The organism is Pseudophaeobacter sp. EL27, from assembly GCF_900313025.1.
Taxonomy (GTDB): domain Bacteria; phylum Pseudomonadota; class Alphaproteobacteria; order Rhodobacterales; family Rhodobacteraceae; genus Pseudophaeobacter.
The window spans coordinates 26,750-47,541 of sequence record NZ_OMPQ01000004.1 but is presented as its reverse complement, the minus strand read 5'-3'; the positions used below and the strand labels follow the sequence as shown (position 1 = coordinate 47,541).

The following is a 20,792-nucleotide window of genomic DNA, read 5'->3' as shown; positions in this document are numbered from 1 at the left end:
TCCTAGGGCAAGGCTACTTTCGCCAAAATCGCATCGGTCACATCATCAGCCGAGACACTGTCTCCCTGCGCCTCGTATGACAGTGTCAGGCGGTGACGTAGTACATCATGGGCCACAGTACGGACATCCAGAGGGTCGACATAGTCCCGCCCTGCAAGCCACGCGTGCGCTCTGCTGCACTTGTCAAAGGCGAGGGAAGCGCGCGGGCTTGCGCCAATCTCTATCCACCGGGCCAGGTCTTCAGAAAGGGCTTCAGGGGTCCGCGTGCCGTACACTAGGTCGGCGACATATCGCTCCATTGGCTCCGAAACATGTATACCGGCAATTTCAGCACGGGCTTCGAAAACCGCGCGTTGGGGAATGGCGGCAGGCCTGTCAGAATGCTCCGTCTCAATGCCTGCGTCCTCTCTTTGCTTTGCGGCCTCTTCACCGCGCACCAAACGGATCACCTGCACCTCATCTTCCACGGGCGGATAATCGACCTGGACATGCATCAAGAACCTGTCCATCTGCGCTTCGGGCAGCGGATATGTTCCCTCCTGCTCAATCGGGTTCTGGGTGGCCATCACGATAAACAGCGGCGGCATTTTGTGAGTGGTCCCCGCCACGGTGACCTGCCGCTCTTCCATCGCTTCCAGAAGGGCTGCCTGTACTTTTGCGGGCGCACGGTTGATCTCATCCGCCAGCACGATATTGGCAAAGATCGGGCCAGGATCAAATTTGAACTCAGCGCCTTCGGGCTTCTGATGGTAAACTTCAGTGCCCGTCACATCAGACGGCAGAAGATCCGCAGTGAACTGGATACGGCTGAAGTCTGCATCCATATTCTTGGCCATAGCTTTGACCGCACGCGTCTTGGCAAGACCAGGAAGCCCCTCGATCAGCAGGTTACCGTTGGCCAGAAGGCCAATCACCAGCCGTTCCACGACGTCTTTCTGCCCGATGATAGAGCGCCCCATGCGCGATTTGAGATCGTTTATTTGAGATAGTGCGGTCACTGTGATGTCCGTTCGTTTTTTATTTCACCACATACCCTGATCATGATGGTCATATGTGGCCGTTTGGCAAGGTGAAATGAGCGCTCTTTTTGGCTCGTTTCAAAGGCAACGGCCAATCGGACTGGCGCATTTTACAGACATCCATATCCGTTGAGATCATGCAGCACTCGATTGACGCCATTTGACTGAAGGTTTCGAGTTATGCGCGGTGCACCAACACCGCCGGGAAAAAGGAGCGGCAGCCTCCAACGCTCAATAATACATTCGAAAGTCGAGTCGTACGCAATGGTGGACTTCAGCTCGGGCATTACACTAACACCGACGGCTATGCTGGCTTTTGTGTTTTGAAGACAGAAATCAACAGCATGCGGCGACCAACACTAAAAGTCGCGGATCACGGGCTTATCACTGCTTATGCATTTGGCCGGTCAGTTGGCATTCGAACATCTGGCTGGTTTAAAAAACTCGCAGCAGGGGGCCATACCCCTGAAACCCTTACGCCACACCCGAAGGGCGGTCCTGACCAATCTTACCTCTCTGCCGACGACATCACCCAGTTTCACAAGCGCTTTATGACCCCGGCGACGATGGAGCAAAAATTTGGCCAACATCGGAAGATATTGCTGGGGAAGCTGAGAGCAGCTGTAGTGGAAACCTTTGCACCAAATGGAGAAGATTTTGGGCCGGTCTATCTCCGCAATGAGGTCGAAGAGATCTTGGAATGACGCCTCTCAGTCAATGTTGCAGGCTAGAAACAGCGAGGTCGTGGGAAAAGCATGCGCCGGGCTGCTATGGTGGGGACAACTTCTTATCAGCAAAAATGCACAGGTCGTGAAGGTTGAAGGGCCAGAAGTGCAATGACAAACTTCTTGACAGGACTTCGCATGAAACACGCTGAACTCGCACACTTATGCCCGATTGGCAGCAATCTGCCAATTGAGCATAAGTATGCGGGAATCACTTGGTGAAATCTCTCAACGCCCAGAATAAATGAATGATTTCAAATGTTTGAATCTGGGTTGAATTTTGGCGATAGCATAAGCATGCGCGTTGGAAGCATAAGCGTGCACAGCTCTCTTCAAAGAAAAGGCCCACCAAAAAGGTGAGCCGTTTCCACTTACGCGAGATCTTCGTTGAGCGTATCAGTTAGCCATGCAAGTCATACAATTTCTTTGGATCAAACGCTTCCAAGAAGTCCGGCGCAATAAATGGAGAATATGCCTTTGGAGTTCCGGTTCTTGCCGCGAACTGTTCTGCAAAATCCTTCACTTTCAACTCGGTTCTATTTTTGAATTTTGCCTCCACCAGCGTCTTGATCAGCAGCTCAATAACAAGGCCCCATCGATGCGAGCAGGCATGATCAAGACGAGCTAGAAAATCTGGGGTAACAAGTTTTTCGATATCAACATCTACTCTGTCGGCGAAAGCAAACAAAAGCATGACGAGTTGATCTTTGTCGCGAGACAGTTTGATCTCGTTGAAGTGAACTGGGTCGAGCAAGTTGTCGAGCTGCTCGTAGGATTTGACGTATGTTGCCAACGACGGGACGCCGGACAAAATCATCATCAAGGGCCAGCGAGTTTCCTTCATCATCGACTTGAAACTATCCAAGAATACACGGTTTGACTTCGCACCTTCAGAAAACACGTGCTGACATTCATCATAGTGAATTCCAATGACTCCTTGCCTGGAAGCTTGATCAAGAACGCGTTCCCAAATGTATTCCTGAGTGCGACTGGCTCCCTTCAGCGGATATCCAAGCGCAGTCAGTGTCTTCAGCCCGAGGTCTTTGAATGTGACACGTCCAGAAAGCAAACAGCTCACGATTTTGCCCGGACGTCCATCTGGCATAGGAGTTTCGCTGTCATTGAAATCAGAAATCAGCTTATTCAACTCACGTGTTTTCCCGACTCTGGATTGACCTGTGACAACTAGTCCACGCACCTCCAGTTCGGGAAATTCTTGACCAAGATAATACTCTTCCACACATTTTTGAAACGCGCCCCGCAATTTCCCTGCTCTAGGGAGGTCCAAGTGGGCCGCCTTGAGTTGTTTAGAAATCTTGACTCTCTCCAGGTTCACGAAGTTCATTTGAAAATCCCTTTCTTTGTTGGCCTACCAAGAGGCTGTTGGTTGGATTGAATTGTCTTGGAATTTGAACCTTGGTCAGATTCTGAAGGGTCAGCACTTCCTTTCGCACCTCCCTCATCGGACAGAACAGCCTCAGATTTTCTCGAGACATCCACCGGTTCTGGCGTGTGGCAGCAGGTAGCAGGCGTATCTCCACCAATGGAAACAAGCCCTGGGCCGTCAACGCGGGAATTGATTTCTCCAGGAGGTACAGTTCTCATCTCACCCGATGAGCGAACAATGCGTGCGCCACCAAACACGGAACGTGCTTTAGCGATACATTCTTCAACGGTTGAGTAACTCCGGGGCAGATTCCGCTCGACGCCAATCTGTCTTAGAAGGTCAGAGCGCTCACGGCGCGTGGAAGCGAGGCGGTCTTCATGGATTTCCGTTACTTCCGGCTCCTCGTACCGAAAGGCTTCTGTCAGCTCAAGAACTTCGGGAATTGTCATATCTGCATAGGCAGTTACTTGAAGCTGAAGTCTATAGTTTTCTGGGTCCCCAGGAATGACCGCGGTTGCCTCATTCACATTGTCAGGATCTACAAAAACGGAGATTTTACCCACTGACCTGTCATCAATCGCTTTTTGAAAGGCAGGCGAGCTGTAACAAAGGCCCGAAAACACCCGAACCCCTTCATCGTTCGGCGTTACTTCGCGTTTCCAACCAAGATGAATTCTACGCAGATCTTCATCCAGCGGACTGGTTAGGCCACGGGTCTGATTCAGCTCCTTTAAAACCTCTGCTGGACGTCGACCTCCCATTCCGACCCCCATGTGTCGCATAGATGGGTATTCGTCGATAAAGAAGCGTGTAATGATGCCGTAGAGTTCATCAATGTTGAGAACCCCGTTGGCCTTCGCGTCATAGCCTGGAAGCTCATTCGCTTTCCGACCTGTGTATCCATGGATCAGTTTGATTAGGGTCGATTCTGTTGTCCCAAAGAAACGTTCGACATAGGGCTTGTCCGCTGAAGCATAAGTTCTGACTGCAGTGAATGACCCACCAACCCCAATAACTCTGCCAATCGCGGTTGAATTGCGAAGTCCCGTCCCATTGTCAGATCTGACAGACCACAGCCCAATAGCAGGGACCGGATCGCCAAGAGCTCCATATTTGATTTTCTCCTTCGTCTTGTCTCGGGTCGCCATCCGGAACAGTTGCATTGTCGCTTCAGTTCCTGGGTTCTCGCTAAGAACCCATGCGAGTGGCATGCGTGTTGCCACGTCAATCATGACTAAAAGGGTAAGTCGCGATCGGTTTTCACCGTCCATTTTTTCGAGTGTCTTCTGGTCCTCACTTGACAGCTTCTCCCAATATCCACACGCTTTGGCAGACGTGATCAGCGACAGGCGACACTCATCAATCTCAACAAGTTCACCTGGGATCAACGCACGACAATCTGTACTGCCGCGCCCTCTTTTGTTCCGCCCATAGCGTTCTCCCTTTGTCGCCACCAAGTATTCAGTAGGATTGAGCAAGAAGTCTCGGTGCGCAGCGAGTGTCTTCTGAGAAGGCGTGATGTGAAGCCGCAAACCGTTCCGTTTTCGAACCATGTTTTCTTCGCGAACCAACATGCAAAAGTGGTTGTAGACGTTCGAAACGGATGTCGCCTTTAGATCGAAGCCGATCTCTTCCCATGCCTCGGTCATAAGCTCCTTTAGCCTGTAAGAAACTCTTTGAGTTCTATTTCCCTTGAGATGGTCAAGAGTAGCGAGGGCCGCAATTACGTCATCTTCAGGCGGCACATTCTGGTACACTTTCAAGTACTTCAGAATTGTACGCCCTTTGTAGAGGATCAATTCATTATTGCGGCCTCCCCGAGTACTTGAGCTGCTCACCTTTTTCCCAAGAAAAGCTCCCGTTACTTGGGAAATGACCTCTCTGCTCTCCTTTTGATTGAGGATCGTTTCGGTCAGCCGCAGATCTGGGTTGGATTGCTCATTGCGTAACTTGTCTTTCAGTACCAAAGCACCGCAACAAACCGCATGATTGAACTCTCCGAGCTCTTGTTGAGGTTTTGAGAGCTGTTCAGCCGTCCGCATACTACCAAGGCGCAGTTCGCATGCGCCGGTAGATAACATTGCAGATCGTTCAATTTGCATTCCTGGTGATTTCAAGTTCTCGACAAACTGCGAAAACTCAATCGTTCCGATTTCTCCCGTTTCGACGTTCGCGACCTCATAGCCATCCGAGTTTCTTTCCCGAATTGCCATTTCCTGTCCGTGGAGTGTGATTTTAGTTCCGGTTGAAAAATTGTATCGAGGAACAAAGGTCATGCTGCGACCTCAACGCGAGTGGTTTCTAGGATCACATTGTCCAAGTTTGCAATCAATTCCTTACGCGCAATCAGGCGAAGACAGGCCCGGAAGACCCGATCTTGTGCCAATGGCACATGTGGAAAAAGATCCTTCATCTGCCAAAGCGTCTTCAGGTTTCTGGCCGTAGAAAGGACCAGAGTGTCCGCTTCGTGATCACTTTCCTGAAGCAATCGGTGCATGCGGAAAAGGTTATCACGGCGCTGCCGGGAATAGTCACCAGCACTGACAACAATCATGTCGTTGGCGGCTTCTGGAGGAGTGGCCTTTCCAATGGCAGCAATTTCGCGCCAAGTTTTTGGCTTAGAGAGACTTTCCTCATTTCGCACGAAAACGAGGCGTCTATGGCCACTTTTGGAAACCACGAGCAGGTCATGGGTATATCTGCGCCGCTTGCCATCCAGTTGGAACTCAACCGTGTGTGGCTGAAATCGGATGTCATTGGTGTCGGGCGACATTAGCGCCTCTAGAGCGACGGCGGCTTCCGCTGCACTCTCACAAATTCCAACCTTGGGTTTCCAACTGTTTGCAGGAGTTTTGTACGTAAGCCACACAGTATGCGATGTTGCACTACGAGACCCAGGGTTGCGCACACCGTCAAAAGGTAGCACCCCATGGAGGTCTCCGATTTTTACCGGCGGGGCCTTGGGCAGTTTTACTGTCGAATAGTTCCAAATATCGTTGTCGATGACGTCATTAGTCATTGGATTTTCCGTTCTTTACACGAGGCGAAGCACGAGCCCTGAAGGCTTTCGCGTAATCTTCGCCAATGATTTGAGAGTTGTGCAAACAAGCGGCTTAGCCGCCCAAGTCAGGCAGCTATTCGAATGAGGTCATGGAACGAGAGAACAACCATTGGAGTGCTGACTGGGCTGATAGAGATCAGATGCCCAGGATCAGTCGAAGAAATGGAATTGTTGGAGATCATAGCAGAGAAGCCTACATATATCCGAGACGAACACAGGTGACTCAATGTTGATTATATTGATGACATGTCAATACGCGCATGAGACACCGCAAGAGCGATAATCAGGCTGTTCGTATTTCGCTTACGAAAATATGAGCTTGGGTATTTGACATGGCCGCAAAAGACCTCAAATCGAACGGAACCACAAGAGTAGAATAAGATTTTTCTTTTGCGGGCCGCATCTTGCGGTGGAAGTAGAGGGTTCATCAATTAGACAAAGCCGCCCCACATGTGTTTGTGATCATCTAAACTCCCTTCCAAGCAGTTGCGAGTATGGTGCCCTTTGGCCCCCTCTCAAAGAGTGACCGAAAGCGCGCCTTAGCCCTGGTTCAGCCTCCGTACTCACCGCCTCGCCTTTTGGTGGGCGAAGTCCGGTTCGTCAGCTTTGAGCCGTGACTAAAACACGGTCTTTGTGTTTGAATTCGGAGGCCAATGAAGCCCTCGAATTTCACAGCCTTCCATCGTTTCACCGACACCCCCTTCCCGTCTTCGGCGTGCATCCATTGAGCCGAATGACCGACACAATTTCGCTACATCGATAGTGCCAAAGCATCACGCTTCGAGTCAACAACCATATGATAACGTTGATTTATCCTTGAATTCACCATATCGGAAATTTTGACGGGTCAAGTGATTAGGCTTGCCTAATCACTTGAGGCACTCATTTCCAAGAATAGATGCAAGGATAGATGGAACCAGCCGCAAGGATTCCTGCGGTCTCTTCTGGAGAAAATTTCTTGTCGGATCTTTCTGAATTTCGCCTCTCAGGTTGGCCCGTGAAGCGAAAATTGGCTTGGGATCTACACTGATTCGCTGAAGTCGGCGAAAGTTTGAAAAGCCTAGAAACGACATCTCAAACTGAGCAAATTCGCATCCCTGCGAAGTGCCGTGCCTTCCGTCTCTCCAGGTCGTACACCATTAAGTAAAGTATGGCGGTTTCGATTTGAGCTGCCTTGGGGCTGCGGTGAAACAGTGCAGGAGTCGCAGCTTGAAAGTTGTAAAGTCGCAACATTACAATAAATTCCCCCGAGTTCAGGAATTCCCAGAAACGCGATACCCAGACTTTTGGAGCCCCATGGCACGCTCATAGAAATTGCGCGAGTATCGTTGCTCACGGCCCAGAGTCGCCCTACATCGATCCACCAAATGCCGCGATGCAGCTTCCCTAAACCAGCCATTGGCGCTTGGGTGCAGCATCATTATTGGGCGAAAGTCGGTTGCGCGGGATGAGGACGAAGTCGCTCGCGCGGCGAGCGCAAAAACGGGTGGGCGCTAACCTATCTAGGTTGTCAGCAGCTTTGCAGTGGTTTCGATCATTGCAAAGTGGTCCAGCCAAGGGATTTGATATTTAACGAGCGGCCAAAAGTTGTCGCTGAAGTTGAGGTTAGATACTGCTTCCTCAAAACGGATGCCCGGCATGTAAGCGAAGTCTCATCGGCACAGGGAGGGCGGGGGCGTTACGTCGACTGTTTTAAGGAGGCCGTTCCCCCCTTGTAAAAAGGATTGGAAACACCCAGGAGTGGTTTGCAGATTTCAAAAACACGTATAGAAATTTCCTCATTGTCGCCATTTACTATTTTGCTTCGACTCTCGACAGAGCAACAGATGAAAAAATTTCTCGTTTTCTACGATTCAACTGACTTGGAACCTGCAAGAAATGTTTCTGAAGAGGTCAAAGCTACCGGCTTTTCTCCTTGGCTTGCAGATGACGACAGTAAAATAGACTGGCATACCGAGCTTGCAGACTTGATTCCGAGTGAAGACTGCGCTGGCGCAGTTGTTATCTGGTCGCAGGCGTCTAAGGAAAACCCCATCGTTTGTGATGAAGCCAGGGAAGTTGTCAAGAACAAAGAACCATTAGTTCGCATGCTGATCAATGGAGCCAGGGATGGGCCTTTCGGTCTGATGGATGGGCCCAAGTTCAGCTAAGTGGCAGAGAAGATGTTGCCTGCCACTCGCGTGTTTTCCTATTCAGGCATTATAGCACCGATCTCGAACATCCCGTTGTCGTTCTTGACCAGCATCAAAGTGACTGAATCTCCCTCTGATACACCATCCATCGTTTTGAAACCTGGGGCCAGTGTGAGATCCATTGTCATGGCAGGCCAACCGACTTCTGGGATCGGTTCGTGACTGACGTTTGCGGAATTTTCGCCAATCGAATTGATGGTTGCTTTTGCATGAACTGCAGCTTCCATTTGCGCGTCGGTCATGCCCATATTGGAATGACCCATTGCGCTATGATTTGTGTCAGCGAAAGCGATCGGGGTAGCCAAAAGCGAGGTAGCCAAAAAGGCTGATAACATTTTCATTGGATTGTCCTTTTAGGTTAGTTTTACGTTTCAGTTTATTCTGCCGGTACTGGCGCGATCTCTTGGCCATCCCCTTGCAGAAGGGCGCGGTTGACCCGGGTAAGGGCCATGCGTTTCCAGATCACGAAGATTGATGGAATGACGAAAAGAGTTAGCAGCGTGGCAGTGGCCATCCCGCCTACCATCGGGGCTGCAATGCGCTGCATGATTTCCGAACCAGTGCCTTGGCCGTACATGATCGGAATTAGACCTGCGAAGATGGTGGCTACCGTCATCACTTTGGGGCGTACTCGTAGAAGTGCGCCTTCGAAGACCACCTCTTCTACATCATAGATTGTCAATTTTCGACGTGATTCAACCGCAAGGTTTTTTCGTTTTTCCCAAGCGAGATTGAGATAGAGCAACATAACAATCGCGGTTTCAACTGCGACACCGGCAAGAGCAATGAACCCCACCAGAACGGCGACAGAGATGTCGAAGTTTAAGTACCACAGGAACCAAACACCTCCGGCAAGGGCTACCGGCAACGCGGCAAGGATGATCCCAACCTCGATTACTCGATTGAAGGCCAGAAAGAGCATCAATGTGATTATTAGCAGCGTAGCAGGAGCAACCAGCTTCAATCTTTCCTGCATGCGCTCAATATACTCGTATTGACCTGACCATGTGATCGAGTAGCCAGGCGGCAGTTCCACCTCATCGGCAACGAGTTGACGGGCTTCGACTACGTAGCTTCCCAAATCACGCCCCGCGATGTCTATGAAGACAAAACCTGTGCGGCGCGCGTTTTCGGACCGGATCATACCTGGGCCGTCCACCACTTTGATCTCTGCCAGGTTGCCAAGGGGGATATGCGCGCCAGATGGTGTCACCACTGGAAGGTCGCGCAGGCGTTCGGGGCTGTTCCGCCATTCCTGGGGGTAGCGCAAGTTTATTGGAAACCGCTCAAGACCTTCCACGGATTCCGATACCTGCATCCCTCCGATGGCAGTCTGAACGACATCCTGCACTTCACGTACGCTCATCATATAGCGCGCAGCGGCATCGCGATTGACGTCGATCTCCACAAACCGCCCTCCTACAGGCCGCTCTGCATAGGCTGATGCCGTGCCGTCGATACTTGCAACCACGCGTTCGATATCGACACCAATCTGCTCGATGACGCTCAAATCAGCGCCGGAGATTTTGACACCGACGGGCGTTTTGATCCCTGTAGCAAGCATATCGATGCGGTTCTTAATCGGCTGAATCCAGACATTTGTCACACCAGGAATTTGTACAGCGCGGTCAAGCTCGTCGCGTATGCCTTCCATCGTCATGCCCGCGCGCCATTCGGATTCAGGTTTCAACTGAATCGTCGTCTCGATCATTGTGAGCGGAGCGGGATCCGTGGCGGTATCGGCGCGCCCAAGCTTGCCATGCACCGTCGCGACCTCAGGGACCGTAGCAATCAGTCGGTCAGATTGCTGCAGCACTTCGCGTGCCTTGCCTATTGAGACACCGGGATACAATGTCGGCATGTAGAGAAAGTCGCCCTCGTTAAGCTCTGGCATGAACTCGGTTCCGATCCTCTGCAGCGGCCACCACATCGAAGCCACAAGCACACCTGCCAGCATTGTTGTGGCCCAAGGCCACGCGACAGCGGCATCCAGAAAGGGCCGATAGATCCAGATCACGATACGGTTCAATGGGTTCTTGTGCTCCGAAAGTATCCGGCCGCGCACAAAATACCCCATTAGAACCGGCACAAGCGTGATCGAGAGAATGGCCGCTGCGGCCATTGCATAGGTCTTCGTGAATGCCAGAGGCTTAAAGAGCCGCCCCTCCTGACTTTCAAGAACGAAGACTGGCAAAAAGCTCACTGTGATGATTGCAAGGGAAAAGAAAAGGGCAGGCCCCACTTCGGTCGCGCATTCAGTGACGATGCGCCAGCGGTTCTGGTTGGTCAGCTTTTCCTTCTCCAGCCTTCGGTGCATGGCTTCGATCATGACGATGGCTGCATCCACCATCGCGCCGATGGCGATAGCAATCCCGCCCAAACTCATGATGTTGGCATTCACCCCCTGCAGCTTCATGATGATAAAGGCTGCAAAGATGCCAAGAGGCAGTGACAGAAGGATTACAAGAGACGAGCGGATGTGCAGCAGGAAGGCTGCACAGACCAGAACGACAACGATAAATTCTTCGGCCAGCTTTGTTTCAAGATTCTCGATTGCACGCTCGATAACACCCGCGCGGTTGTAGGTTGTGACAAGTTCAACGCCTTCAGGCAGGTTTGCCTGCAACTCTTCGATACGCGCCTCAACCGCCTTGATTGTGGCCAGGGCGTTCCCGCCCCAACGCAGGATGACCACACCGCCAACGGCATCTCCTTCGCCGTTAAACTCCCCAACTCCACGGCGCATTTCCGGGCCAAGGCGGATATCTGCCACGTCCCCTAGAGTAACGGCTGCGCCGCGTTCATTGACCATGAGCGGTGCTTTAGCTAGGTCTGCCAACTCATCGACATAGCCTATAGAGCGGACCATGAATTCCGCTTCACCCATTTCAATCACAGAACCACCAGTCTCGCGGTTTGCGTTTTGAATGGCACTGCGGATTTGCGGTAGGGTGATGTCAAAGGCGCGCAGTTTATTCGGGTCTACTACAACCTGATACTGCTTTACCATCCCGCCGATGGTTGCGACCTCGGACACACCCTCGACGGTTTGCAGCTCATACTTCAGAAACCAGTCCTGTAACGTTCGCAGCTGGGCCAGGTCGTGGGACCCAGTGCGGTCAATAAGTGTGTATTGGTAAATCCAGCCGACACCGGTCGCATCCGGCCCGAGCTGCGGGGAAACCCCTTCAGGAAGGTTCGCTGTGATTTGACCCAGATATTCGAGAACGCGGGTGCGCGCCCAATAGAGGTCAGTTCCATCTTCAAAAACAACGTAGACGTAACTATCGCCAAAAAATGAAAAGCCTCTAACATCACTGGCCCCGGGCACAGCGAGCATGGCCGTGGCGATGGGGTAGGTGACCTGGTCTTCGACAACTTGCGGAGCTTGGCCGGCATAAGGCGTGCGGACAATGACCTGAACATCCGACAAGTCGGGAATAGCATCTACGGGGGTTTCGCGAACCGCCCAGATACCGATCACGCCCATCATGACCGCAAGTGCAAGAACGACGAAGCGATTTGCGACGGAGGCCCGAATAACAGAAGCGATCATTGGGTCACCTCAATCGGCTTTGTGCCTACCAAGGTCATTGAGAAGTCAGCGTTCTGGGTGAAAAGCAGCGTCACTTCCTGTCCGCTCGGCAATCCAGCGAGATCGAGGGCTGGATCAATTGAGAAATCCATGGTCATACCCGGCATGCCAATCTGCACCACCGGGCCGTGCGAAATGTTCGCCTTCCGCGTTTCGGAGTTTACACTGTTGATCCTGCCTAACACTTCCAACGGTGGTGAGGCAGTTTCCACCTCGGTGAGCACCATGGTCATGCCGTCTGGACGCGCAAATGTCAGCGCCACCTCTTTGCCGACCGGAAGGCTGGCAATTTCCAGCTCTTTACCCACTTCGAAATCCATGGTCATGCCTGGCATGCCAATTTCCATGATTGGACCGTGGGTTATCGTAGCCATGCGGGTTTCTGCATCGACTTGATCAATGGTTCCGGAAACGAGAACGTCTGAAGCATCCTCGGAGCCGTGTGGTTCATTGGCCTCTGGGGGGGCATCTGCGATGGGTTGGGTGCCTGCGGTCCTGACAGCGATGACGGTAAACATTCCGTCGTCATCTTTGGACAAATCAAACTCGACTGGCTCATCCATTGGCACTTCAGCAGTGTCTATGCCTGCGACTGGCATATCCATTTGCATTGCTGGCCAACCGAGCTCAGGAATGGGTTCGTGTGAGAGCGAAAGTTTACCGTCCGCTGTCACACCACGCACAATACCTGTGCCGGTGGCGGCAACACCATCGTCGGCACCAAGTTCAATGAGGCCAAGCAGGCCGTCTGCTCCACGTGCCAGGCGAAACGACACCTTCTGTCCTTCAACCAAGCGCGAAAGGGAAACGTCGGCTCGGATCGGAAAACTGGACGTCATTTCTGGCCAGTCGAGACTGTCTAAGGCACCATGCCGGACCTTTGCCGTACGAGCCTCCAAATCCAGCGAAACCAACTCCCCTGAACCACGTGCAGGAGCTTTATCTGTCGGCGCCATGCGCATAAGTCCCGCGTTCAGTGCGCTCTCGCTGTCGATCAGGAATTGAGCTGAGGCTACAACCTCTTCTCCGGGCTCCAGGCCTTGAGCAACCTCCGTACGCCCACCATCTCCGAAATTGTCGCGTAGCCCCGCAGTAATGAGGCGGGGTTTGAAGGTGCCATCGCCGGTTTTCAGTATCACCCGTTCCGCGGCCCCGGTACGAATGATAGCCTCTGTTGGGACGGTTAGCGCCATGCGGCTTTCTGAAGGGATTAGACTGACCGTGCCAAACATATTTGGGCGCAGCAGCATGTCTGAGTTGTCAAATTGTAAGCGTACGGGAAGCGTACGGGTCACTGCGTCGAGTTCAGGATAGACGTAGTCAACTGAACCTGTGAAGACACGGCCGGGCAAATGCTCAAACCGGGCTTCGGCAAGCATACTATCGGTTAGCCTGGCAATGTCGCGTTCAAAAACATCGACAATAAGCCACACGGTTGAAAGTTCTGTCAGCGATGCAGCGCGTGTCCCGGGCTGTAGAAACATTCCGTCCGCAGCCTCAAGCGAAATCACAACACCGTCTTGCGGAGCCTCGACTTCAAGGTTGCGCTCAGGGGAGCCATTGGCCTCTATGCGCTCGATTTGTCTCTCCGACATACCGTGGCTGCGCAGTTTGTTCCGGGCAGCATCAATGATCCGGGGATCTCCGGCCTCGATAGCGCGAACCAGGTCACCGGTCGCTGAGCCGATCTGCGGCGAGAACATCTCAAACAAGACATCGCCTTTTTGAATCGGATCGCCGACGGCGCGCACATTAAGCTGTTCTATCCAACCGTCCACTCGAGTGTGAACATGGCTCGTGCGATGTTCATCATAGCCAACAAAACCAACGGTTTCGATCTTGTCGGATACCTCAGACATCCGTGAAATCGCTGTGCGGACGCCAATAGCGTTGATTTCTGCTGCAGATAACTGAACTTCAGAGGGATCCCCGGAAGGTTCTTGACCTGCATATACAGGGATAAGGTCCATCCCCATAGGGGATTTTCCGGGGTTGGGTTGCCGGAAATTTGGATCCATTGGTGCAACCCAATACAAGATCTCGGTTTCGTTCTCCCCGGTCATTGTAGAGGGGTTTAGGAAGAGCCTTTCGAGAGAAATACCTCCAGCTACCCCTGCGGCAAGCGCAAGAATACCGAGAGCAAAATAGCGTCCACGCATAGAAAACCTCGTTTTGGCCTGCGACATGCAAGCCTTGTCTGCTCAGAAAGAGATGATGCACTTGATTAAGCGCCAAATGAACTCAATCAGATTGAACGAGGAGGACGATCATGGGGGAGCTCTGACCTGGAAATCACTTCAGCCGAGTTTGCTCGTACGAGTTCAACATTAACCAAGTGACGCTCAACGGACAGGACAGGTCCCGCGCTGAACTCTTGAAAGCAGCAAACGGCAACTGAACAAGTGGCTTGGCGCCGGTCATCAGGCAACTCGCATGCGTTACTTTGATGATGTCCGTGTGCCATACTCTTGGCCGTTTCGGTCACCGTGCATGTCTTGAGTTGAACATCAGAAACCGCGACGGCGGCATCGGCGTGAGGCGAAGCGTGAGCAGACGCCATTGCAAATGTGTTCAAAATAGCCACTGCAACAAGGATGGTTAACGCGAGGATTCGTATCAACCGACCAATATCTTTCTTGAACCCAGTAGCAATCATGGACCTGCACATAAGGAAAAATTGGCTCGGCACAACCCCTCCTGGAGTAAAATGAAGGTTACCAACGCCTCTTGCTTTGACAGCAACAGCCCCAAAGGCTTGTCCTTGTTGGTTATGTGCTGCCTCTGTAGTGTGAGATGAAGATAGTGACGGTTTCACGCAGGCCAACACTCATACAGTTTGGCTCCACCAGATCAGAACAACTGATTGCACCTAGAAGAGTCGGCCTTGGGGATTCCTCGAAGTATCATTGTATTACTAGACTACCCTGCCACCTTATTGCGGAATTACAATGTTTTACATCTTCATCCGGTTGGCCGGGGCAGTCATTTCACTTTCGGTAATCTCACCATTCCCGTCTGCATCAAGATGCTGAAAACGATCCACCACCCGCCCTTGCATCATCATACTGTGAAACGCTTCAAATTCTTCAATGGATATAGATCCGTTGCTATCCTTGTCGGCGATGGTTAGCATTGATCGAAGGTGCTCTTGGGTCTCTTCTCTTGAGACTTCACCGTCACCATTGGGGTCTGTTTTGACATTGTTTCCCATTGAGGCTTGCATGAACCCCATCATGTCCTGATCCATGATGTCCATAGGATTCATGGTCTCTTGCATACCCATCCCTTTTTGCATCATGTCCCTGTGCATCTGCATCATAGCCTGCATCATTTCGTGATGTCCTCCATCCAGCATGGGCTTGTCTCCCATCATTGGGTGTTTGGAGTTGTTAGCAGCGTTGTTCTGATCCATGGCTTGATCTTCAGGCATGTTTTGCGTGTGGTGACCAGCATCGGCTAAGGCCAAATTGGCCCCGCCGAAGGCTACGGCAATGGCAAGTACGGCGTTGAGCTTTCTCGACATGGTAATTCTCCATTTTGTGGTAAGTCTCAGGTAGAGATAAGAAATTCAAATGAAAGCAGTTGCATCTACTGACTTGTATCGCGATGTCGCAACAAAGCTTATTGATACAAACGGCGACAAAAATGCGTCTGACCTTGCAGAGAGAGTATATTATTAAGGTGTCATGACAAAAGCTCCGCATATTCTTGTTGTAGACGATCACCAGCAGATCCGGGACAGCGTGACGCGGTTTCTCGAAAAGAACGGGTTGCGAGCCACATCCGCCAAAGATGCTGTAGAAATGGATGCTAAACTGTCGAAAGGACATTTCGACTTGATGGTTTTGGATGTGATGATGCCGGGAGAAAGCGGGCTTTCGGTTTGTCAGCGCCTGTCGGCAAACAAGACGATTCCAATCATAATGTTGACCGCCTTGGGTGAAGACACGGACCGGATCGTCGGACTGGAAATCGGAGCCGATGACTATTTGGCAAAGCCCTTCAATCCACGTGAATTGCTTGCGCGGATCAAAGCCGTACTCCGGCGAGGACAACAAGTAGAGCAAATGGCGGGAGGCTTCTCTGGAAAGAAAGTAGCCTTTGCACATCTGGTATTGGATGCAGACAAGCAAGTTCTCATTTCTGAAAAAGGGCTAGAAACGTCTTTGACCTATGCAGACTTCAAGTTGCTGTCTGTGCTGTTGGAGAGACCTCGGTTGGTATTGAGCAGAGATGAGTTGCTGGATCTTACACAGGGCCGTTCCGCCGGTCCCATGGATCGGACAATTGACAATCAGATCAGTCGGCTTAGGCGCAAAGTTGAAACGGATGTCTTGCGCCCCAAGATCATCAAGACCATTCGGAATGGCGGATACTGTCTTTCTGTTGATGTCGAAGTGGAAGATTGATGCCGGTTTCTTTGCGGAGTTTGAGAGGTCAACTTGTTTTGCTAGTGGTTGCCGCATTGGCCGTAGCCCAAGTGATTAGTCTATGGTTGTTTGCGGATGAACGCAGCCTTGCCGTCAGGGCTGCACTGGGCTTTGAGGCAGCAGGTCGAGCGGCCAATGTCGCACGATTGGTCGAAGAGGCACCTAGCGACTTGCATCTCTCGATCCTGCGGGCCGCAAACTCTCCCCTTGTACGGTTTGACTTGTCGGATACGCCTAGTGTCCAGCACACCGGTCACTCGGATGGAGGTGGGGTTGAAGCCCGCATCCGCGCACTGTTGGACGACAATTTTAGTCGCGATATTCGAGTCGAACTGCACGAAATCCAGGGCCAGATCCTCCCATTGCCGCATCTGTCACCCGGCATGGCCGAAATGCACAAGGCCATGATGCGGGGAGAATTGTCTGCAGTTGAAATGAACCTGTCCATTGCCGTTGACGGGAGCCGTTGGCTCAATGTTGGGACCCGTTTCGAGCGCCCTCCCTTTCAATGGCCGTTCTATTCGATGCTGACATTCGCATTGTCCGCAGGGACGATCCTGGTTGTTGTTTTTTGGTTCGTTATGACGCGACTATTGGGGCCGTTGCGCCAACTTGTGGCGGCAGCAGACAGATTGGGCCGAGGAGAGGATGTGAGGGAATTGCCTGAGATTGGCCCAACCGAAGTGCGTGATTTGACCCGAACCTTTAATCATATGCAGGACCGCTTGACTCGTTTTGTGGCTGACAGGACGAGGTTACTTGCTGCCCTTGGTCACGATTTGCGATCTCCTCTTACGGCGATGCGGGTGCGTGTCGAAATGGTGGATGATGATGAGACCAGAGACAGTCTCATTGCTTCAGTTGAAGAAATGCAGTCCATGGTCGAGGCAACGCTGACCTTTGCCCGTGGGCTGACGGGTTCGGAAAGTCCCGAGGTTGTCAATGTAAGCTCCTTTCTTGAAGATCTTCGCAAGGACATGGTTGTGCCCTTTGAACTGAACGGCGACAGAGACTATGAGGCACGCTTGCGGCCCCATGCGATGCGCCGGGCCTTGCGCAATGTCATCGAGAATGCGGAGCGATACGGTGGCAGTGTGCATATGCATCACGAATTGGCAAACGGCGAAGTTGTCATGACGATTGATGATGAAGGGCCTGGGATCCCTGCGACCGACCTTGAACGGGTATTCGATCCGTTTTTTCGGCTTGAAAAATCCCGCTCACTTGAAACCGGAGGGCATGGCTTGGGGCTCTCCATTGCAAGGACCATCGTTCGGGCACATGGGGGCGAAATTTCTTTGACCAACCGTGAGGCGGGGGGGCTTCGGGCGACGATAACAATCCCCCTGGCCGAGACGAACATTGCAAAAGGAGAATGACATGGCGTTAAAAATTGCAGGAGCATTGACGGCATTTATGGCCGCGGCGTCGACCGCATTTGCGGACACGGCACCAGAACGAGGCTGGGATCATGGTCACATGTATTGGGGGGATGGGCATGGTATCTTCGGAGGATTGACGATGTTGGCCTTTTGGGGCCTCGTCATCGCTTTGATTGTGCTGGTCGTGCGCTGGGTCTTGCAAAGCGGTAAAAACAGTTCTGCCTCGTCGGATGCCTTGGAAATTTTACGGGCTCGCTACGCCAGAGGAGAGTTGGATGAAGACGAATTCCAGAAACGAAAGGCGGTTCTGGACAGCTAAGTTGTCGACGAGCGACCTAAACGGTAGGCTGGACAATCTTAATGGCTGACTATGAATAGCCAGGGACATCGTTTGTGATAGAGTTGAATACACGTTTTTCGCAGAAGGTTCTTAGTATAAAGAAACTGGACGAAGCGGACGGGTGGTGCAAACCTTTGGCCTACCTTTAGTGGCAAGAAAACGACTTGGAGAAAGACTGATGAAAGGTTCGAGCTGGATTTTGGCAGGGGGAATCCTTGCGCTTGTCGGCTGCACGGATGTCAACAATAGCGGTCCAACGGTCTCCCAAGCGCATTTGGCGGTGCTGCCAGAAGGTGTTCTGGCGCTGGCCGCCCCAAACCAGGATCTAGACGCCGTGCGTATCGATGCGGTGGACGGCTGTTATGTCTATCGACACAAAGGGCCCGTCGAAACGGCATACCTGCCTCTTCGGACAACCGAGGGGCGTCCAATTTGTTCACGTGTCAAAGAAACGTAAACAACAGATCTTAGATCGATTGCAGGCAAATTCCTTGAGGTGTGGCGCGGTTCAGCTTGCTGTGCCAAGGGCGTCTTCAGTGGGATGGAGATAGGCGGTAGAGCCAGGCGAGACGGTTTCATAGAGGACGTTAATATGGGCCATAACCATACGTACACATCCGGAACTGGCCCGCCCGCCGATTGATTGTGGTTGCGGAGATCCATGAATACGCAGGTAGGTATCGCGATTGCCTACGTAAAGATACAGAGCGCGCGAGCCCAGAGGATTGCTCGGTCCGGCATTCATCCCGTTGGCATGCTGGACATAGAGGTCGGGGTCACGTTTGATCATTGCCTGCGTCGGTGTCCAGGTCGGCCATTTTGTCTTACGTTGGATGGTATAGGTGCCCGGCTCATACAGTCGCCCGCGTGCAATAGCCACGCCATAACGCATTGCTGTGCCGTCATTTTTGATTTGGTAAAGGTACCTTGCCACGGCATCCACGTGAATGTCACCTGGGACTAGACCGGGGTTGGCTTCGACCAGTTGTGGGAGAAATCGCCGATGAAGCCCCCAAGGATTGGAGGTCTCTGGATCGTAAGCGGCAGGTGTGACCTGGGCATCCCAGGAATCCCACATTGCTCTGTTCGAGACAGGGCCAGCCAAGGTTTGTGACGCGAGTGGTGCGGAAAACAAAGCTGCAGTCGAAATAACAAAGTGTCGCCTTGTCAGCATGAGTAGGTTCCTTTCTTCTGGCTCCGATCAAACCGAATCTGAACTCCTTCCCTCCTCATATCAGGAGCAGAAGCCAATCGAATTCAATTCTTCGTATTCTGACCGAAAGTCCGGAATAGGCGTTAGGGACCATTGGTTCAGTTGTTTGTTGCACGGTTCTTCCAATCAATGTCGAGCAGAATCTGGATGCCCAACGGACAGGTCTTGTCCGTGTGATTTGGGATTGCTCCCGGAATGCTGTATTGAGGTCACCTTATACGAACTGGCTGTCTGCTTTTCTTCGGTTTCACTTTTGTCATGGTGACAACTTTTTCCAGTCACTTTGTGCATCATGAAGTGAGCTCCGACACACAGAATAAGCGGAACAATTGATAGCCAATTCAGAGATCCATTTCCCGCCCCTGTATAGACCAGAAAATACCCAAAAACCGGGACAACGATGACAGCGCAGCAAGCGAACATTGCTAGGCACACGCCGTGTAAGCCGCTACGGGTCGTCTCTTTGAAACTAGAAAAATTTTTGTCTTCCATGAGCCTACTTTAGCCTGCTTCCTCATGTCATATGCTGCCTCCCTCTTGGCAAAGGTCAAGGTTACATTTCGATACAAATCAACCGGCCAGCAGCTGTTTGAAGTGTTTGTAACTTTTGTTAGAGAAGTGGGTAGATGGCCCTGTGGGAAGCAATAGCGGGTGAGGAAGATCAAGTAGGGTTTTCTGAAAGCAAAAAGCTAAGCTAGGTGTTCTGTGATCGCTGGCGCAGTGCGGATTTTGGCATTGCCTGTAAATCTGCGGGGGGAACAATTGGCACCAGTTATGCAGAACAGTTCTTCTTTTCTGATGCATGTCTGTATCGACCTCTAAAATGAACATATCGAAGAAATATTCGACCGGGTTTCGGTTGGCACTCAGGTCAAATTGACCTGATCAGGACAGGCAAGAAAGCAAGGCAAGGAGAATGGCCGTGAACATTTGGGGAATGGTCGTAGGTGGCGTTTTTGCCGGAGGATTGGTTGTTGCTGGGTGGCAATTTTTACAGGTTGCAGGTCCACAGCAAGGTCATTCGATGACACCGCCAGATACCAGTCAGTTGTCGGAAGGAGATCCAATAGCCAAAGTGATGGTGCCGTTTGAGCTTTCATCCATGGCACAAGTTGGAAAGCAGGCCTTTGATGCGAAATGCTCGGATTGCCATGGTGTCAATGCAGCAGGAAAGCAGGGGCTTGCGCCGCCATTGGTTCACAAGATCTATGAGCCGTCTCACCATGGTGACATTGCGTTTCAATTGGCCGTTCAGAACGGGGTACGCGCACATCATTGGCGTTTCGGAAATATGCCCCCAGTTGATGGGCTGACCAAAGGAGATGTCCGCGCAATTGTTGCCTACGTCCGCGAGTTGCAGCGCGAAAACGGGGTCAATTGAGGAGGTGAGATCGCCTGTGGCTAGTAACCCGTTGGATCGAAGATTGACTGAATTTGATGCAGGAGGC

At 51.9% G+C, this 20,792-nt stretch carries 17 protein-coding genes; 7 read left to right on the top strand and 10 right to left on the bottom strand.

Translation table 11 applies throughout. The annotated features are described in order from the left end of the window. Positions 1-2 precede the first annotated feature (2 nt). Positions 3-998, bottom strand: coding sequence for a MoxR family ATPase (locus tag ED661_RS02145; protein WP_122072318.1), 996 nt, complete (start codon positions 996-998; stop codon positions 3-5). Between the two features lie 344 nt (positions 999-1,342). Between ED661_RS02145 and ED661_RS02140 the strand changes: the two genes are divergently transcribed. After that, entirely contained in the window at positions 1,343-1,723 is a 381-nt protein-coding gene (locus tag ED661_RS02140; protein ID WP_162930006.1) for a hypothetical protein, read from the top strand. A 421-nt stretch (positions 1,724-2,144) separates the two neighbouring features. Here ED661_RS02140 and ED661_RS02135 read toward each other — a convergent pair whose 3' ends face one another. From ED661_RS02135 to ED661_RS02125, 3 genes are read right to left on the bottom strand one after another with little or no spacing between them, the layout of a single operon-like run. After that, positions 2,145-3,089, bottom strand: coding sequence for an AAA family ATPase (locus ED661_RS02135; protein WP_122072316.1), 945 nt, complete (start codon positions 3,087-3,089; stop codon positions 2,145-2,147). Beyond that, on the bottom strand, positions 3,086-5,407 hold the full coding sequence (locus ED661_RS02130; RefSeq protein ID WP_122072315.1) for a DDE-type integrase/transposase/recombinase: 2,322 nt from the start codon (positions 5,405-5,407) through the stop codon (positions 3,086-3,088). Before ED661_RS02130 ends, ED661_RS02135 begins: the two co-directional genes overlap by 4 nt. Then, the gene (locus ED661_RS02125) at positions 5,404-6,150 is read right to left on the bottom strand and encodes a hypothetical protein (RefSeq protein WP_122072314.1); all 747 of its coding nucleotides are present in this window, start codon (positions 6,148-6,150) and stop codon (positions 5,404-5,406) included. Before ED661_RS02125 ends, ED661_RS02130 begins: the two co-directional genes overlap by 4 nt. Positions 6,151-8,018: 1,868 nt before the next feature. On the opposite strand from ED661_RS02125, the gene ED661_RS02120 reads away from it, so the two are divergent. Further along, positions 8,019-8,342 (top strand): toll/interleukin-1 receptor domain-containing protein, encoded by a 324-nt coding sequence (locus ED661_RS02120; RefSeq protein WP_122072313.1) that lies wholly within the window; start codon positions 8,019-8,021, stop codon positions 8,340-8,342. 38 nt (positions 8,343-8,380) lie between these two features. On the opposite strand, the gene ED661_RS02115 is transcribed toward ED661_RS02120, so the two are convergent. The 4 genes from ED661_RS02115 to ED661_RS22135 all read right to left on the bottom strand — a co-directional run bounded on the left by ED661_RS02115 (position 8,381) and on the right by ED661_RS22135 (position 15,502). Next, positions 8,381-8,725, bottom strand: coding sequence for a copper-binding protein (locus ED661_RS02115; protein WP_162930005.1), 345 nt, complete (start codon positions 8,723-8,725; stop codon positions 8,381-8,383). Between the two features lie 35 nt (positions 8,726-8,760). Further along, entirely contained in the window at positions 8,761-11,940 is a 3,180-nt protein-coding gene (locus tag ED661_RS02110; protein ID WP_122072312.1) for an efflux RND transporter permease subunit, read from the bottom strand. After that, on the bottom strand, positions 11,937-14,138 hold the full coding sequence (locus ED661_RS02105; protein ID WP_162930004.1) for an efflux RND transporter periplasmic adaptor subunit: 2,202 nt from the start codon (positions 14,136-14,138) through the stop codon (positions 11,937-11,939). The genes ED661_RS02110 and ED661_RS02105 overlap by 4 nt, the downstream gene beginning before the upstream one ends. 794 nt (positions 14,139-14,932) lie before the next feature. Further along, a complete protein-coding gene (locus ED661_RS22135; RefSeq protein ID WP_254054744.1) occupies positions 14,933-15,502 on the bottom strand; it encodes a hypothetical protein in 570 nt (189 codons plus the stop codon). Positions 15,503-15,665: 163 nt separating this feature from the next. Here ED661_RS22135 and ED661_RS02095 point away from each other — a divergent pair, with 163 nt between their 5' ends. The 4 genes from ED661_RS02095 (at position 15,666) to ED661_RS02080 (ending at position 18,588) form a co-directional block, all read left to right on the top strand. Then, positions 15,666-16,388 carry a response regulator gene (locus ED661_RS02095; protein WP_122072310.1) on the top strand — a complete coding sequence of 241 codons (723 nt, stop codon included), beginning with the start codon at positions 15,666-15,668 and terminating at the stop codon, positions 16,386-16,388. After that, complete coding sequence (locus ED661_RS02090; protein ID WP_122072309.1) at positions 16,388-17,788, top strand: ATP-binding protein; 1,401 nt, start codon at positions 16,388-16,390, stop codon at positions 17,786-17,788. The genes ED661_RS02095 and ED661_RS02090 overlap by 1 nt, the downstream gene beginning before the upstream one ends. A 1-nt stretch (position 17,789) precedes the next feature. Further along, a complete protein-coding gene (locus ED661_RS02085) occupies positions 17,790-18,110 on the top strand; it encodes an SHOCT domain-containing protein (RefSeq protein ID WP_254054743.1) in 321 nt (106 codons plus the stop codon). A 199-nt stretch (positions 18,111-18,309) separates the two neighbouring features. Further along, entirely contained in the window at positions 18,310-18,588 is a 279-nt protein-coding gene (locus ED661_RS02080) for a hypothetical protein (RefSeq protein ID WP_122072308.1), read from the top strand. Between the two features lie 51 nt (positions 18,589-18,639). Here ED661_RS02080 and ED661_RS02075 read toward each other — a convergent pair whose 3' ends face one another. Next, a complete protein-coding gene (locus tag ED661_RS02075) occupies positions 18,640-19,305 on the bottom strand; it encodes a L,D-transpeptidase (RefSeq protein ID WP_122072307.1) in 666 nt (221 codons plus the stop codon). Between the two features lie 165 nt (positions 19,306-19,470). Continuing rightward, positions 19,471-19,767, bottom strand: a complete 297-nt coding sequence (locus ED661_RS22355) for a DUF2933 domain-containing protein (RefSeq protein WP_353402627.1) — start codon at positions 19,765-19,767, stop codon at positions 19,471-19,473. Between the two features lie 514 nt (positions 19,768-20,281). Here ED661_RS22355 and ED661_RS02065 point away from each other — a divergent pair. Beyond that, positions 20,282-20,725: a cytochrome c gene (locus tag ED661_RS02065; protein ID WP_122072305.1), complete on the top strand. Its 444-nt coding sequence runs from the start codon at positions 20,282-20,284 to the stop codon at positions 20,723-20,725. The last annotated feature ends 67 nt before the right edge of the window (positions 20,726-20,792 follow it).